The organism is Dorea sp. AGR2135, from assembly GCF_000420885.1.
GTDB lineage: Bacteria > Bacillota > Clostridia > Lachnospirales > Lachnospiraceae > Dorea > Dorea formicigenerans.
This window is the reverse complement of the sequence record NZ_ATVU01000008.1, coordinates 99,724-116,224: the sequence shown is the minus strand read 5'-3', so window position 1 is coordinate 116,224 and position 16,501 is coordinate 99,724. Positions and strand designations below refer to the sequence as shown.

Below are 16,501 nucleotides of genomic sequence, written 5' to 3'. Positions count from 1 at the left end.
ATCATATCAAAGCAAACCTCTGCCTAGCAGGTCGTCGTACACAAAACGAAAACACGTTGCACGCCGATTTAATACTTGCAGGCATTACGCAACTGATAACCGTAGTGCTTGCAGATAAAATTAAACATCATGAATATATTCGCAGTCTGAAACCTCTTATTGCATAGGACTTACCAACTTCATAGCTAGATGAGGCTTATTTGTTGTGCCCAAAATCAAGTGTTTTTTATTTTCTGCATTAAAATATCTGTAAGATAGAACGTTTATCTCTTTTACGCAAGTTTTAGGAATGTGTTTCGCAATTACCTATATAATTTTTAATTTTTCATTTGCCGTACAAATTAAACTTCAAGACTGCTTTTTCGTTTACACCAACTCCGATTGTTTCCTTAACAATTATCGAAGATATTTTACTATGCCGTTGTACTCGTCGCCACTCATCTGATAAATACCATTATAAGGTTGCTCTAAATAATACAGAGAATTATCTTCATAGATATAAATAACGGCTATACTATCTTTCTTATTATCTGATTTTAACTCTACTTTGATAGGTTCTTTTATACCAACAGGATAATCATTTATACTTTCTTTTTTAGTAGTTCTCCCGTCTCCGTCCAACACATAGATAATATCTTCTATTTCTTGCAAATCGGTAATTTTTTTTTGCACCGTTCCCTTACTCAGCAATATACTTTTTAAACCATCTGTTTTAGAAATATTGAATGTGTAAAGATTTTCCGCTGTAAGCATTTTTTTAACAATATAGAAAACTCCACCTAAAACTAATGCAACGATTGCTATGATTAAAATTTTTCGTTTCATTTAATTTCACCTCCAACTTAATCAGTACACTAATTTTATTCAACTAACTATAATTTAACAGAAAAATATAAATTTTTAGAGAATATATTTCTAAAAAAATCTTAAGTTGCATATCTCTTTAACTTCCAGCTTTCTTAATTTATTATATCATGTTGCTTTAAGTATTATCATTTCTTTTCCGCTTTTGAGAGATTACTTATCCGTCTATGATTTGTAAAGAGTGCTAACGCATTGCTTACACAACAAGCTCTTGACAAACCATAGACTAATAAGTTTTAAGGGAATCAAGCAGAAATGAAATAGTTTGTCATTTCACGGCACAGAAAAAGACACTAAGTTTCAAGTGTCATTCTTCCATAACTTTGTATTTCTCTTTATAAGTCGTTACATAAAGCTCTTTCATTTGTTGTAATTTCGTTGTAATTTTCCCTATTTTTCTTTAGCTGTTTTGCTGATAGATACTGTATTTATGCGAATTTTCTCAATTTAGTACCTGTTTTTATACGATAAAAAGCATCACGTTTCGGTTTTTGTCCGCGCGTCAGCCAGATAAAAGCAAGGTCTCTTTCACACAGATCAACAATACGGTCAACAGAACGTATTCCCCGCATATTTGCATAGGTAACTACAGCATATATCATAATTGGATTGTACCCGGTTCTTCCCTTATCTGAACAATTGGCTAACAAGCCAGAAAAATCTAATTCCTCCATCACTTTTTTAGGGTATAGACTGGATCGTCGTCAGGTAAACTCAATTCGAAGAAACTAAAGTTAATTTTCTGTTGCCCTAATTCAAAAAAATCATTATAATAATTATTAGTTATAAACAATCCTATAATATAAGTAGGTTGAAAAACGCTATCATTTATGTTTTCTGGAGGTGTTTGTATGATTAGTTTTATTATTTGTTTAGCGTTACTTATTGGCGGATATTTTGTTTATGGAAAGGTAGTTGAGAACACATTCGCACCTGACGACAGAGAAACTCCTGCTGTCAGAATCAATGACGGAGTAGATTATGTCGTTATGCCGCAATGGAAGTTATTCCTTGTGCAATTACTTAACATTGCCGGTCTTGGACCTATTTTTGGTGCCATGCAGGGTGCTTTATGGGGACCGGTCGTATTCCTTTGGATTACATTCGGTACAATTTTTGCCGGAGGTGTGCATGATTATTTCTCCGGTATGCTTTCTGAACGAAATGACGGAGCGTCGATTTCTGAGGTATGTGGAATCTATCTTGGAAATGTTATGAAAAATGTTATGCGTGTATTCAGTGTAGTACTTCTTGTCATGGTTGGTACTGTATTTGCAGTAGGTCCTGCCGGCTTGATCGTCACTTTGCTTGGGAACAAAGGTATCACTGGACTTCTTGCAAATCCTGAATTCTGGCTTTGGATTATTTTGTTATATTATTTTATCGCGACCTTTATTTCTATTGATAAGATTATCGGACGCATCTACCCGCTTTTTGGTATCTGTCTGATCATCATGGCTCTTGGTGTTATCATCGGTATCTTCACAAATCCGAATTATACAATTCCGGAAATCTGGAGCCACTTTACAAATATGCATCCTGACGGAAAACCAATCTGGAGCTTCATGTTTATCACCGTAGCATGTGGAGCTATTTCTGGTTTCCATTCTACACAGTCCCCTCTGATGGCTCGTTGTATGAAATCTGAGAAACAGGGACATTTCGTATTCTACGGCGCAATGGTAGCAGAAGGTGTGATTGCACTGATCTGGGCAGCCGCAGGATGTGCACTTTACAAAGTGACAGGTGGTCTCAACACAGGTTTAAGCGAAGTTCTTGCTAACGGTCAGTCAGCCGCTATCTACGATGTGTGTATTAAGACAATGGGAAGCATCGGTGTAGCATTGGCAATGATCGGTGTTATCGTATGCCCGATCACTTCCGGAGACACCGCATTCAGAAGTGCCCGTCTTGTACTTGCAGACTGGTTCAAGATCGATCAGAATAAAATGCAGAAACGATTGATTCTCTGTGTACCGCTTCTGGCAGTCGGTGCTTTTGTAGGACATCTTGATTATGCCATTGTATGGAGATATTTCAGTTGGACAAACCAGACTTTAGCAATGATCGTTTTGTGGACAGCAAGTATGTATCTGTTCCGCGAGAAGAAGAATTACTGGATCACAGCAGTTCCTGCAACATTTATGAGCGCCGTTTCCATGACCTATTTCTTCTGTGCAGATGAATGTCTGGGATTCTCTACAGCAGTTGCTTATCCTGCAGGAATTATCCTGGCAGCATTGTTCCTTGGAATCTTTATCTGGTCAACAAGAAAACCTGCCAGAAAACAGGCTTAAGACTATAGGACTGTGAAAAACAGACAGACATCATGTTTTTCACAGTTCTTTTAAAATATACAAATGAAATGAGATGATATTATGTTTAAACCACAACGACTTGGAACTGTAACAATCCCAGATGCTGAATTAACCACTGACAAAAAAAACTGCAAAAAAATAGGCCCTTGCGGTGTTGGGGAAAAAGCAATTTATTTAAACAGTTTTTATTTTGACAGACGTTATTACATACCAATTTCTTCCATAGAAAGAATCTTTAAAAGAATTGCCATGAGCAAAGGTGGTTTTACAGGAAAAGGAGCATTTGGAACGTTATCCTATCTCGTAGTTGTATATGAAAATGGAAAAGAAAAACAATGTAACTTCAAACATGAAGAAGATGTGGATCGTCTTTTGGCTTATATTGAAGAAAGATTTCCTCAGATTCCGCTGCACAGTATAGAAGCCGAGCGAAAACTGGAAGAAAAAAGAAAATGGCTGGAAGAAAAGCAGCGCGAACGCATTCTTCCGGAAGAAATCAAAAAGCGGCTTACCAAGCTTGAACGCGCAGAAAATTATCTTAAAAAGCAATCCGATTACTACATGGATCTGAGCCTGTCGGCGAAGAAAAAGAGAACCTATGATAGAAGCAATCCCGCTTATAAATGGGTCGCTCTTGCTGTTGTAATATTGGGCATCGGAGCATTCCTTTATGGAATCTACTCCCTTCTGACTCATGCCGGATTCGGTATGTATTTCCTGTTATTTGGATTGGCAGCAATTTTTCTGTTCGCCGGAGCAAATGTATTGCCGACTTCTAAAAACAATAAAAAATATATCGAAAACCAACTGGAACGATCCATTCAGCAAATGGAAACATACATCCAAAAATATCCGGACTTTCCGGTTCCTGCATATTATGCACATCCAATCGTGTTAAAAAGAATGCAGGATATTATGAAAGAAGGTCGTGCAGAGACAATTCCTGAAGCTCTAAAGTTTTTAAAGGAAGATTTGAAAGCATTGAATTCTAACGTTGTAGTCGAAAAAGAAGAGTATGATGAAATCGTTACGATCAAACCAATGTTCCTGGTAATGGATTATAAATAGTCTCATCTGATTTTTGCCCTCTCAATAAAGAAGGGGCTGTTCTTAATAAGTCCCATTTCTATAAATATCGGATACAGGTAGCTTGCGCCGAAGCATTTCAGTTTTTTAGGTCCTGCTACCTTTCCACTTAATTCTATGATTTTTTCAAGTGCCAAATCCACGGACGCTTTCGTTATGGATTTCGTCTTTCTTGACACAAACATTTCATTTCCACGGATTTGATATGTATACTCCAGTCCCTTCACGGTACGAAAGGTCTGACTCTGTAGCAGGACTAATTCGTTCCATAGATAATCCTGCGCTTTTTCTCGTTCTGTCTCCTGAAAGATCCGCTCTCTAAGCTCCATAACATTTACCGGACCATAATTGTCAGCACAAGGTTCGTTACCCATAGAATTATAGAAAGTACAATTGCAACTATACAGAAGTTTCGCCCGGCTTTTGCCCGTCCTTTTAATGCGGACTGCATGCCTATGCGTGCTCTACTGTAGCCAAGTATTGCAAGGATAATAGAAATCAATGGTGATAAAAAGCTGATACCAAATGCCAGAATTCCGAACACAAGTGCCATCGTTGCTGCGCTGGAATTATCCACGGTCTTCACCTGAACCGGCTGTGGTTTTGACTGTCCATTTGCCCCATTCATGCCCTGCTTTGCTGCCATCTCATTCATACCGGCCTCAGGAATCGCCTGCTTTAACACATGAAAAAGCTGCTCAAGCCCCTCTCTATATGGCTTTTTCTGCAAAGCTCCTACGAACCCGTCCAGACCCATTTCTTTTCCAAATGTGCTTTTCATCCATGCTTCCAGATGAAGTGTTCCATTTTCATAGGACCATTTCAGATACTTGTATCCTTCGATCAGAGCATCTCCTGTCCGGTAAGCCGGCTCACCTTTCCACTCTGATACAACGAACTGATTTTTCTGTAAATAGTCGTTCATAATAAATGTTACAAAATCTTCTGGTTTGTTCAGCACCAGGTCTTTCACATATCTTGCCATTTTCTACGCATGTCCTTTCTACCGGATTGCGTCCTTCATCTCTTTCACGAATGTGGAAATGTGTGGGACACAATCTGCTCCATATTTTTCACAGAGCTTCACAATTGCTGAACCTACAATAACTCCATCCCGATTTCTGCTGCCGCCTTCGCAAAGCGCTCTGTACCATAAGAGTATACCACATTTGCATAGGTCATGAAAACCATTGGTATAGAAGTTTTCTGACGAATCTGAAAATGGAATTCCAAGTTCAATGAGGTCTGCGCCTGCCTCTTCCATAGCGTACACAATCCGTTCTGTCACCGCCAGCGACGGATCACCACACGTGATGAATGGAATAAATGCTTTCCCTTTTTCAAATGCTTTTTTTATGTTTTTATTCATGGATATCCTCCCCTCTGTAACGTGCGATTGCTGCACAGTCCTTGTCTCCGCGTCCGGATAATGTAATGACTACAATCTCATCTTTGTCCATCTGTGGTACGATTTTCTTTGCATATGCTACTGCGTGAGCGCTCTCGATTGCCGGAATGATGCCTTCGATTCTGGATAAATATTCAAATGCGTCAACTGCCTCGTCATCTGTAACCGGCACGTACTTCGCTCTATCGAGGTCGTATAAATGTGCGTGTTCCGGTCCGACTCCCGGATAATCGAGTCCCGCGGAAATGGAATATACCGGTGCAATCTGTCCGTACTCATCCTGGCAGAAATAGGACTTCATTCCGTGGAAAATGTCTCCCTCCCGAATATAATGCTTCGCTTTCTCTACCATTTCCTCGTATTTTTCTTCAGAGAATTGAGGCTTGATTTCGGTTTTCTCCTCATCGGAAAGGCGAAGCTTTGGTTCGCTGTATTTGATGTAATCGTAGGAGAAATATCCGCCCAGCCCTCCGGTAAATGTTGGAAGTCCCGGAAGTTCCGGTGTCCGGTTCTCATCGATAATCTCACGAAGCACCTGACCCGCACTCTCTGTGCGCGCATGATTGCTTTAATCTCCGCTTCAACGGTTTAGTTGATTAAATTATTTTTCTATAAATTAGCACAACATTTTTTATGGTCAACATATTCTGAAATTTCTTTTGTACTTTTCTAAATACATTTTGCAAAATACTATCTTTTTCCCCTTTATATGACTTATAATATGTCTTATAAATTTAGGATATGTAATTCAAAATACAGGAGGTATTAATCAATATGACTATTACAGAAGATATCAAATATGTTGGCGTGAACGACCATGGCATTGATCTTTTTGAAGGACAGTATCAGGTAGAGAATGGTATGGCGTACAATTCTTATGTGATCACGGATGATAAAATTGCCATTTTTGATACCGTTGACGCACATTTTTCAGAAGAATGGCTTGCAAATATAAAAAATGTGCTCGGTGATGCAAAACCAGACTATCTGATCATTCAACATATGGAACCTGATCACTCCGCAAGTATTGGCATATTTATGGAGAATTATCCAGATACCACAATTGTGGCAAGCGCGAAAGCATTTACCATCATGAAGCAATTCTTTGGATGTGATTATGCAGAGCACCAGCTTGTAGTCAAAGAAAAAGACACACTGGAACTTGGAAAACATACACTTACATTTGTTGCAGCACCTATGGTTCACTGGCCAGAAGTCATTATGACTTACGATTCCTATGCAAAAGTATTCTTCAGCGCAGATGCATTTGGAAAATTCGGTGCATTGGATGTTGAGGAAGACTGGGCTTGCGAAGCAAGACGCTATTATTTCGGAATTGTTGGAAAATACGGTGCTCAGGTGCAGGCGCTTCTTAAGAAGACTGCCGGTCTTGATATCCAGACCATCTGCCCACTCCACGGACCAGTACTGAACGAAAATCCGGACTTCTATCTGAACCTGTATCAGACATGGTCTGCTTATGAGCCGGAAGATAAAGGCGTGCTCATTGCCTATACTTCCGTCTATGGAAATACAAAGAAAGCTGCTGAATCACTGGCTCAGATGTTAGTAGACAAAGGCTGTGAGAAAGTTGCAATCACAGATCTTGCAAGAGATGACATTGCCGAGGCTGTGGAAGATGCATTCCGCTATGACCGCCTCGTACTGGCAACAACAACCTACAATGGGGATGTCTTCCCATTTATGCGAGAGTTCATTGAATCACTGACCGAACGCAATTACCAGAAACGTACCATCGGGCTGATTGAAAATGGTTCCTGGGCTGCAACCGCTGCCAAAGTGATGCGTCAGTTATTTGAAAAGAGCAAAGAAATCACATTTACAGAAACTACTGTAAAGATTATGTCAGCGCTCAACGAAGAAAGCACAACACAGCTTGAAAACCTGGCAGAAGAGTTATGTAAATAAATAAAACTCCTTAAAAAATGTTGAATGACAGTTTCAGTTGTCGTTCAACATTTTTTTGTATACTAAGAGATAAGAATGGATATACAATCATCAATGGTACAGGAAATTATTATACAGAAGCGCAGACCCGAGAACAGACTCGAACCGACATAATCGTGGATTATTTAGGAAAACAGCATGTCTACCAAACAATTCACATGTTCTTTCCTTTAGTGTATATTCCATAATATATTGTTTCAACATATTTTAATATATTTTTTGAATGTTTTATTGTTATTGTAGAATATTTTTGATATAATGTTTTTAGATGCTATCACACACTGACGTGTGTATGGCGGTTCGCTTCTCGCGGAGAGTTATAGCTCCGATTACATAGATTCATTTACTAAAATCTTTGGAAAGGAGATAAGATTATGCTAACCATAAATGACCTTATTACAGTAATCTCACTGTGTGCGACTTTTTATAGTCTTGGGTATATGCATGGAAAGCATAACTCCAAGACAGAAGAATAACCGCCCATCGTCCTGCAAACATGAGCGGTTATTCATAACCCATTAATATCAGGCGAACCGTCAGCGGTAGCACCTTTCTTATTCTTTTGATATATCTATATTAACATTAAATATAATATATGTCAATTCAAGAATTCCTTTGCATTCTCACAGTGGCCTATTCTTTATCCCCAAGAACGCAATTAGGGACGTAGTCAATCGCCCGTTGACTACGTCCCTTGTTATTAAAATGTCAATTCCATCCTCGTTCCTTTTCCTAATTCACTGTCTACATGAATCTTTGCATTGTGCAATATTGCGCCATGTTTTACGATGGATAGTCCCAGTCCGGTTCCGCCAATTTCTTTTGAGTGGCTCTTATCTACGCGATAAAACCGCTCGAAGATCCGTTCTTGTTGATTTTTAGGAATTCCGATTCCTGTATCTGTCACGATAATCTTCTTTCCATTCAGTGTGTTTCCGACCCAGACACGGATTTCTCCGCCTTCTTGGTTATATTTAATCGCATTTTCGCAAATATTGTAGACCATCTCATCTAGAATCTGTCGGACTCCATTGTAAATAACAGATTCTCCGGTCAACTCCATGTGGACTTTCTTCGCCGAAGCCTGTGGTGCCAGGCGGCTTATAATTTCTCTCGTTAGTTCATAGAGATCTATATCTTCTTTCTCCAGTTCGACTTTTCCTTCGTCCAGATGTGATAACTTGATGATATCTTCTACTAATGTAATCAATCGCCTTGCCTCGTTGTAAATTTTCTCTGAAAAACGTGGCATATCTTCGGGTTTCACAATTCCGCTCTTCATGATCTCAGCATAACCTGAAATTGAGGTAAGTGGCGTTTTCAGTTCATGAGACACATTTGCTGAAAATTCTTTTCGCATATTGGCAATGGCTTCTTTTTCTTTGTTCTGCTTATCAATGCTCTCAAGAAGCGGTGTCAGCTCTTCATAGACTTCGTTTTCCAGAGGTTCCTCCAGATCCAGTTCATTAATTGGTCGAATCAACTTTGCTACCTGCTGTCTGGAAAGCAGATATGCAAATGCAAGAGCCACAACTGCAATCAATCCCATAATCGGAAGGATTGAAATTGCTGTGTGAAGCGCTGTGTTCATAGTCTTGGATACACGAAGTACATTTCCATCCGGAAGAAGCTTTGCATAATAGAACATTTCCTTGCTCATCGTCATGGATCTTCTGATTTCCTGACCAGTACCATTCTTATGGGCAGCCTTGATTTCCGGACGATTCTTGTGGTTCTGTAAAGTCACCGCGTCTTCCGTAGAATCGTACAGAACATCGCCTGCCGGATCAATCAAGGTAATTCTTGTATTCTTTTCTACCTCGTCCATCTGCTTTAAGTAATCTGTCCCGGATATCTCGATTGCCTTTACAATATAATTCGCTTCCTGACGCGTCTCCTGCTCCATTAAACCTACATTCTGTCTGTAGATAACCAGTGTGGTCAGCGCATATGCCGCCAGAAGCGTCACTGTGATGACCATGATCATACTATGTTGAATTTTGCTTCTAAGTTTCATATGCGTCCCTTTCCAAGCGGGCTTGCGCCTCGCTTTGGGGACGGGTGAGCCTCTTGAGCGGGCTTGCGCCTCGCTTTGGGGACGGGGCATACTCGCCTTGGCTCCGTTGCTCCCGTCCCCTTCTCGTTCCTTCTCCGTTGCTTCCGTCCCCTGTTATTCTATATTATCTCTTATTCACTCATGCGGTATCCGACGCCACGAACTGTTTCGATCTTCTCTCCGCTTTTGCCAAGTTTTTGTCTAAGTGTTCTTACATGTACATCGACAGTTCTCGTCTCACCGTCGAAATCGTATCCCCAGATGTCTTCCAGCAGACAGTCTCGTGTCATAACAATGTTCGGGTTCTTCATAAGGCGCTTCAAAAGTTCATACTCTTTGAGCGTCAATGTCACAACTTCTCCATCTGCAGTTACTTCATGTTTTTTCGTATTCATCTCAATGTCACCAAGAACAATGACGTCCTGTGGATCCTGTGTATCTTTCTGTGTTCTTCGAAGGACTGCTTTGATCCTGGATACAAGCTCCATCATTCCAAATGGTTTGGTCACGTAATCGTCTGCCCCGGCATCCAGTGCTTTTACTTTATCGTATTCTGCCCCTTTTGCTGTCAACATAATGACCGGAATGTCACGGTTCTTCGGTGACGCTTTTAATTTGCTTAAAAGCTCCAGCCCATCCATTCCCGGAAGCATAATGTCTAATAAGATCAATTCCGGTGTCTCCAGTGCCAGCGCTTCTAAAAATTCCTTTCCATCCTCAAAACCACGCGCTTTAAAGCCCGTGGTCTCAAGTGTATATATGACTAATTCTCGAATGTTACTATCGTCTTCTACACAAAATATCATACTTTGCTCTCCTTGTGGATTCCTGTAATTGAAAATTCTACCCACTCTGCAATATTGGTCGCATGATCTGCAATTCTCTCCAGGTATTTTGCGACCATGATCAGATCAATGGCTTCCTTTCCACCTTCTCCACCATTCTTAGAAATGTAATCGATCAGCTGTTTTTTATTTTCCTCGAACATCTCATCTACAACATCATCGTATTCGATAACAGCACGTGACAACTCCAGGTCTTTTTCCACATAAGCATTCACACTGTCCCGAACCATCTTTGCTGCTGCTTCAGACATCTTCACAATAACCGGAATATCTGCTGCCTCAGTCTTCTTTTCAGAAATAATAATCTCCGCAATATCAGATGCCTGATCTCCGATTCGTTCCATGTCTGTAATCATCTTAAGTGCCGCTGAAATCTGGCGAAGATCTCTTGCTACCGGCTGCTGTTGTAACAGAAGCTTAAGACAAAGACGTTCGATGTCTTTTTCTAACTGGTCAATCTCTTCATCTGCCTCCTGGACAGATTGCGCCTCGTCAATCTTACCATCTTCCAACGCCTTCGTTGCTCTGGTAATTGCAATCTCACACATCTCTCCCATATGGGTCAGCTGGCTGTTGAGACGTTCCAGCTGCATATCAAACTTATTACGCATATCTTAACCGAACCTCCCTGTAATATAGTCTTCTGTACGTTTGTCAGAAGGAATAGAGAATAATTTTTCTGTATCGTTATACTCGATCACTTCGCCCAACAGGAAGAATGCAGTATTGTCAGATACACGGACAGCCTGCTGCATATTGTGAGTTACCATGACAATAGTATAATCTTTTTTCAGTTCCATCGCAAGGTCTTCAATCTTAGATGTTGAAATCGGATCCAGTGCAGAAGTTGGTTCGTCCATCAATATGACTTCCGGCTCTACCGCAAGTGTTCTTGCGATACAAAGTCTCTGCTGCTGTCCACCGGAAAGTCCAAGCGCACTTTTATGAAGTCTGTCTTTTAATTCATCCCAGATAGCTGCCTGTCTTAAGCTTCGCTCCACAATCTCATCTAACTGCGATTTTTTCTTGATTCCGGCAATTCTTGGGCCATATGCCACATTGTCGTATACGCTCTTCGGAAAAGGATTTGGCTGCTGAAATACCATTCCGACATGGTAACGCAAAGTAATTTCATCCATATCCTTATAAATATCTGTGCCATCAAGCAGCACCTTTCCATCGATCTTACAATTCTCTACCAAGTCATTCATGCGGTTCAAAGTCTTTAAAAATGTAGACTTTCCACATCCGGATGGCCCGATAAAAGCAGTAATCTTATTCGCTTCAATCTTCATATTTACATCTTTTAATGCATGAAAATCACCATAATGCAGATTCAGATTACTGATATCAAATTTATATTTTTTTGATTGATCTGCCATAATTTTTTTATCCTTTCTACACACTTTCACCTGACGTCTTTTTATTGATATGTCGGCTCAAGGCATTTGCCCCGATACTAAATAACAGAACAAGGATCATCAAAACTGCCGCTGACAGATTGGCAAGATTCGGATCTTGTCCATTGATCTGTAAGCCCCAGATCTGTAATGATAACGTCTCTGCCGGACGAAATACATTTAACGGACAGGTCGGTGCTGACAGGTTCCAATTACCCCAACGGATATCTGTTCCGGACCCAGTTGTATAAAGAAGCGCTGCCGCCTCACCAAATCCTCTTCCTGCTGCCAGTATCACACCCGTCATAATTCGTGGAATACAGGCCGGAAGAAGTACGTGATAGATGGATTGCCACCTCGTTGCACCAAGTCCTAGACTTGCCTGAAGATAATCATCTGGCAGTCCATTGATCGCATCCTCCGTCGTCGTTGTAATAACCGGAATTGCCAGTATGGAAATGGAAAGTGCTCCGGCAAGAAGACTTTTTCCAAGTCCGAAAAATACAAGGAATACCAGATATCCAAACAAACCGACTACGATAGATGGTAATGAGGAAAGTGTCTCGATGCAGATGCGAAGAAACTTGGTCAAAAGTCCTTTTTTTGCATACATAGACAGATAAATTCCTGCAGTTACTCCAAGCGGTACGGAAAATACCAGTGATATGAATACAAGATAAATCGTATTGAATAACTGGTTTCCAATACTTCCTTTTCTCAGAAAGCGGAACATTTCCGAAGTCGCACCGCTGAATCCTTTTATAATCACATAAGATGCAAATGAAATCAAAAGTGCAAAAAAGAAAACTGCGATCAGATAGAATACGCCTGTCATTACGCTATTGGTTCCACGCGCACGTTTTATTCTGTTCATCTTCTCGTCTCCTCCTTACTCTTTGTCTTTCTTCGGTCTGGAGAAATAATGGATCAGCAGAATAAATACAAGAGACAATACGAATAAAAGTAATGCCATTGTCCAAAGTGCTGTCTTCATCTCTCCACCTTCTGTCGCATTTCCCATCTGTGCCGCAATCTCCGTTGTCAGACTCTTTGTCGTAGAGAAAATGCCAGTTGGAAGTGCTGTCGTCTGTCCGATAACCATTGCAACTGCAAGCGCCTCACCAAATGCTCTTGCAAGTCCAAGGATAATACCGGAAAGAATTCCTGAGCCTGCTGCCGGAAGTACAACTTTATAAATCGACTGCCATCTGGTCGATCCCAGTCCATAAGCCGCCATACGATAATCTTTCGGAACAGAACTTATAGAATCTGCTGCCACATTGCTGATCGTTGGAAATATCATAAGTGCGAGTACGATTCCTGCTGCCATTATAGAATGTCCGACCTGTAATCCAAATATTTTTTTAATTGCCGGAATCAACACTGTCAATCCGACCCATCCGTATACAACAGATGGAATACCTGCAAATATTTCTACAATCGGACGATAAAACTTTTCACCGAATTTCGGTGCAATTTCAATCATAAAGATTGCTGATCCCAGTGCAAATGGTGTTGCAATCAGAAGTGCAAGTCCGCATGTACAAATAGAACCTACGATAAAGATCAATGCTCCGACCGTACCACCACCTTCGGCATTGTCTGCCGGCCCCCAATCTGCTGAGAACAGAAAGTCTGAAAGGGAATGGTGGAATATGGTAAATGTGCCAGAACCTTTATATACAAGGAAGGCTCCGATACAGATCGTGATTACGATAACCAGAAGACCTCCGGCTGTCATAAGTCCTCTCCAGGCATATTCTTTTGCAAACATACTTTGTTTTTTATTCATATCATTCACCTGATTTTCATAAGAAATGGCATGGCAGACATTGATATATTTTCGTCTGCCCTGCCACTTCTCGTTTTTCCTGATTAGTGCTCTGTTTTTGTCATCTTAGAAGAAACGCCATATCCAAGTTTCTCCATCTGGCTTCCATATTTGTCACCTGTGATGTAATCAAGGAATGCACTTACAACTTCATTTGGCTCACCTTTTGTATACATATGCTCAAATGTCCATACTGGGTACTTTCCACTGTATGTGTTCTCAAGTGTAGGCTCTACTCCGTCAATTGCAACTGTCTCAACTCCTGCATCACCAGTCAGATAAGAAAGAGCAACATAACCAATTGCACCCTTTGTATCTTTTACATTTGTAAGAAGTACTCCTGAATCGTCTGTCTCCATAGATGCATTGGAAGCTTCTTCATTTCCATCTAATGCATATTTCTGGAAAGTAGCTCTTGTTCCTGAAGATTCTGGTCTTGTTACGAGTACGATGTCCTCATCTGGTCCACCAACTTCTTTCCAGTTTGTTGTCTTTCCTGTGAAAATGCTGATGAGCTGATCTTTTGTAAGGCTCTTAACTCCTGCCTTTGCAACATCCTCATTTACGATTGGTGCCATTGTAATAACACATACCTGATGATCTACAAGTTCTTTTGCTTTATCTGCATCCAACTTATCCTCAGCGGCTACATCAGAGTTTCCGATATCAACTGTTCCTTCGGATACCTGCTTCAGTCCTTCTCCTGATCCTCCTGCATCAATTGTAATAGATACGTCCGGGTTCTCATTTAAGAAGGAATCTGCTGCATCATCTGCCAGCGGTTTTAATGCTGAAGAACCAGCTGCTGTAATGGTTCCGCTTAAGCTTTCTGTCTTTGTATCACTTCCTGTCGAATCAGATCCTGCATCTGGTTTTGATCCGCCACATCCTGTTGCCATTCCTGCAACCATTACTGTTACTGCCATCATTGCAATAAACTTTTTCAATTTCATTTTCGTAATCTCCTTTTGTCTTGTACAATAATTCTTTTTTTATTATTTACCTTGTCGACAGTTATTATCATAAAAGGAGAATGTAAAATCAAAAACGGGAGATTTGTAAAATGTTTGTAAAGTATAGTTTTCGTGTATAAATAAGAGAGCATGCCTCTTCCTTCCCTGTGCAAACCATTCCGATGAGCCATTGAATGCAAAAAGAGACAGGATGGATTTCTTTCCACTCTGTCTCTTTATATCTTTTTTATAATTTCTTATAATACTTTTGATAAAAATTCTTTTAATCGTGCATCTTTCGGATTTTCAAAGAACTCTTTCGGAGCCGCTTCTTCTTTAATAACTCCCTCGTCGATAAATACAACTCTGGAAGCCACCTCTTTTGCAAATCCCATCTCATGTGTTACAACTACCATGGTCATTCCTTCGCCCGCAAGCTGCTTCATCAGTTCCAGTACTTCACCTACCATCTCTGGGTCAAGTGCTGATGTCGGCTCATCAAAAAGAATGACATCCGGATCCATAGCAAGTGCACGGACAATCGCAATACGCTGTTTCTGTCCACCAGATAACGTTGACGGATATACATCTGCCTTATCTTCCAGACCGATTCTTCTAAGAAGTGCTATTGCTTTTTCTTTTTCTTCTTTCTTGATCTGCTCTTTTGTCAGACCTGCAAGTGACGCATCTGCCCCACCTTTTCCGAATAATTTCTTTCTCTTCGCTTTTTTAAGATCCTGGCATCTTGTGTAAACCGGTGCAAGCATAATATTCTCAATGACTGTCTTATTATTGAACAGATTAAAATGTTGGAATACCATTCCCATATGACGGCGGTGAATATTAATATCCACCTTCATATCTGCAATATCTACACCGTTAAAAATAATCTGTCCGGACGTCGGATCTTCCATACAGTTCAGACATCTTAGGAATGTACTCTTACCGGAACCGGACGGTCCGATAATTGCTACGATGTCCCCTTTATTGATGGTTATATCGATGCCTTCTAACACTTCGACATCACCGAAGCTTTTTTTCAGATTAATTACGTCTATCACTCTTCTTCAGGCTCCTTTCCATCAATTTTATCAGTAAGGAAATAATCAATACCAGTGCAATATAAATCAGTGCCATTACCAGGTACGGAACCATGAATTCATAGCTGTTACTTCCAATATAGTTAAATGCAACATAGAGATCTGCTGCTCCTACAAAACTTACAACTGAAGTCTCCTTGATCAGGGAAATAAACTCATTTCCAAGAGTCGGGAGAATATTTTTTACTGCCTGTGGAATCACGATTTTCATCATGCTTGTCCCAAAGCTTAAGCCAACTGCACGACCGGCCTCCATCTGTCCGGAATCCACAGACTGAATTCCACTTCGCATAATTTCTGATATATATGCACCACTATTGAGTCCGAATACAAGCATGGCTACCTGTACTCCTGTAATTTTCAGTCCGATGATTGGAAGAAGTACATAATAAAATACCAACAGCTGAACTACCATAGGTGTTCCACGAAACAGTGCTACATAAAAGCTGCAGATGCCATTCAATACTTTTGGCAATGTTTTATACTTTGGAAGTACACGCACTGTTGCAATCAAAGTTCCAACAATGATACCAATGATTAAACCTGTCACTGCAATTAACAGTGTATTCTGCAGACCCTGAATTACTTTTGCATAACCATTCTGTTCCACAAAAATCTCTATAAACTTGTTTACTTTCTGATCAAAATTACCCATAATCTCTCTCTTCTTCT

Annotated in this window: 16 protein-coding genes and 4 pseudogenes; 5 read left to right on the top strand and 15 right to left on the bottom strand. The window is 40.3% G+C overall.

The genetic code is table 11. From position 1 onward, the window contains the following. Nucleotides 1–167: pseudogene (locus tag G593_RS21460) on the top strand (ISNCY family transposase); the annotation flags it as partial. Nucleotides 168–396: 229 nt separating this feature from the next. Here the strand turns inward: G593_RS21460 and G593_RS0107380 are convergent. Then, complete coding sequence (locus G593_RS0107380; RefSeq protein ID WP_029731264.1) at nucleotides 397–825, bottom strand: DUF5301 domain-containing protein; 429 nt, start codon at nucleotides 823–825, stop codon at nucleotides 397–399. 482 nt (nucleotides 826–1,307) lie between these two features. Then, nucleotides 1,308–1,651, bottom strand: a pseudogene (locus G593_RS21455) (transposase); the annotation flags it as partial. 64 nt (nucleotides 1,652–1,715) lie between these two features. Between G593_RS21455 and G593_RS0107370 the strand changes: the two are divergent. Together G593_RS0107370 and G593_RS0107365 are read left to right on the top strand one after the other, a co-directional pair. Beyond that, nucleotides 1,716–3,161: a carbon starvation CstA family protein gene (locus G593_RS0107370; protein ID WP_022279228.1), complete on the top strand. Its 1,446-nt coding sequence runs from the start codon at nucleotides 1,716–1,718 to the stop codon at nucleotides 3,159–3,161. A gap of 81 nt (nucleotides 3,162–3,242) precedes the next feature. Further along, entirely contained in the window at nucleotides 3,243–4,250 is a 1,008-nt protein-coding gene (locus tag G593_RS0107365; RefSeq protein WP_022279227.1) for a hypothetical protein, read from the top strand. Nucleotides 4,251–4,252: 2 nt separating this feature from the next. On the opposite strand, the gene G593_RS0107360 is transcribed toward G593_RS0107365, so the two are convergent. The 4 genes and pseudogenes from G593_RS0107360 to G593_RS21250 all read right to left on the bottom strand — a co-directional run. After that, the gene (locus tag G593_RS0107360; protein WP_044911947.1) at nucleotides 4,253–4,597 is read right to left on the bottom strand and encodes a hypothetical protein; all 345 of its coding nucleotides are present in this window, start codon (nucleotides 4,595–4,597) and stop codon (nucleotides 4,253–4,255) included. A gap of 5 nt (nucleotides 4,598–4,602) precedes the next feature. Then, nucleotides 4,603–5,253: a hypothetical protein gene (locus tag G593_RS0107355; protein ID WP_022279226.1), complete on the bottom strand. Its 651-nt coding sequence runs from the start codon at nucleotides 5,251–5,253 to the stop codon at nucleotides 4,603–4,605. Between the two features lie 122 nt (nucleotides 5,254–5,375). Continuing rightward, a pseudogene (locus G593_RS0107350) lies at nucleotides 5,376–5,637 on the bottom strand (tryptophan synthase subunit alpha); the annotation flags it as partial. Beyond that, a pseudogene (locus tag G593_RS21250) lies at nucleotides 5,630–6,217 on the bottom strand (hypothetical protein); the annotation flags it as partial. The pseudogenes G593_RS21250 and G593_RS0107350, both read right to left, overlap by 8 nt. 233 nt (nucleotides 6,218–6,450) lie before the next feature. Here G593_RS21250 and G593_RS0107340 point away from each other — a divergent pair. Beyond that, complete coding sequence (locus tag G593_RS0107340) at nucleotides 6,451–7,605, top strand: FprA family A-type flavoprotein (RefSeq protein ID WP_029731262.1); 1,155 nt, start codon at nucleotides 6,451–6,453, stop codon at nucleotides 7,603–7,605. Nucleotides 7,606–8,018: 413 nt separating this feature from the next. After that, complete coding sequence (locus G593_RS21740; RefSeq protein ID WP_005338963.1) at nucleotides 8,019–8,120, top strand: hypothetical protein; 102 nt, start codon at nucleotides 8,019–8,021, stop codon at nucleotides 8,118–8,120. Between the two features lie 224 nt (nucleotides 8,121–8,344). Here G593_RS21740 and G593_RS0107335 read toward each other — a convergent pair whose 3' ends face one another. From G593_RS0107335 to G593_RS0107290, 9 genes are all read right to left on the bottom strand, one after another. Then, nucleotides 8,345–9,661: a sensor histidine kinase gene (locus tag G593_RS0107335; RefSeq protein WP_029731261.1), complete on the bottom strand. Its 1,317-nt coding sequence runs from the start codon at nucleotides 9,659–9,661 to the stop codon at nucleotides 8,345–8,347. A 170-nt stretch (nucleotides 9,662–9,831) separates the two neighbouring features. Further along, a complete protein-coding gene (locus G593_RS0107330) occupies nucleotides 9,832–10,506 on the bottom strand; it encodes a response regulator transcription factor (protein ID WP_005332268.1) in 675 nt (224 codons plus the stop codon). After that, complete coding sequence (phoU, locus tag G593_RS0107325; RefSeq protein ID WP_005338966.1) at nucleotides 10,503–11,156, bottom strand: phosphate signaling complex protein PhoU; 654 nt, start codon at nucleotides 11,154–11,156, stop codon at nucleotides 10,503–10,505. The genes G593_RS0107330 and phoU overlap by 4 nt, the downstream gene beginning before the upstream one ends. Before the next feature lie 3 nt (nucleotides 11,157–11,159). Next, on the bottom strand, nucleotides 11,160–11,927 hold the full coding sequence (gene pstB / locus G593_RS0107320; RefSeq protein ID WP_022279221.1) for a phosphate ABC transporter ATP-binding protein PstB: 768 nt from the start codon (nucleotides 11,925–11,927) through the stop codon (nucleotides 11,160–11,162). Nucleotides 11,928–11,943: 16 nt separating this feature from the next. Continuing rightward, a complete protein-coding gene (gene pstA, locus G593_RS0107315; RefSeq protein ID WP_005338969.1) occupies nucleotides 11,944–12,819 on the bottom strand; it encodes a phosphate ABC transporter permease PstA in 876 nt (291 codons plus the stop codon). Nucleotides 12,820–12,834: 15 nt separating this feature from the next. Continuing rightward, nucleotides 12,835–13,737: a phosphate ABC transporter permease subunit PstC gene (pstC, locus tag G593_RS0107310; RefSeq protein WP_029731260.1), complete on the bottom strand. Its 903-nt coding sequence runs from the start codon at nucleotides 13,735–13,737 to the stop codon at nucleotides 12,835–12,837. A gap of 83 nt (nucleotides 13,738–13,820) precedes the next feature. Continuing rightward, on the bottom strand, nucleotides 13,821–14,729 hold the full coding sequence (locus G593_RS0107305) for a phosphate ABC transporter substrate-binding protein (protein ID WP_005338973.1): 909 nt from the start codon (nucleotides 14,727–14,729) through the stop codon (nucleotides 13,821–13,823). A gap of 257 nt (nucleotides 14,730–14,986) precedes the next feature. Continuing rightward, on the bottom strand, nucleotides 14,987–15,790 hold the full coding sequence (locus G593_RS0107295) for an amino acid ABC transporter ATP-binding protein (protein WP_029731259.1): 804 nt from the start codon (nucleotides 15,788–15,790) through the stop codon (nucleotides 14,987–14,989). After that, complete coding sequence (locus G593_RS0107290) at nucleotides 15,774–16,484, bottom strand: amino acid ABC transporter permease (protein WP_005332292.1); 711 nt, start codon at nucleotides 16,482–16,484, stop codon at nucleotides 15,774–15,776. Before G593_RS0107290 ends, G593_RS0107295 begins: the two co-directional genes overlap by 17 nt. Nucleotides 16,485–16,501 lie beyond the last annotated feature (17 nt).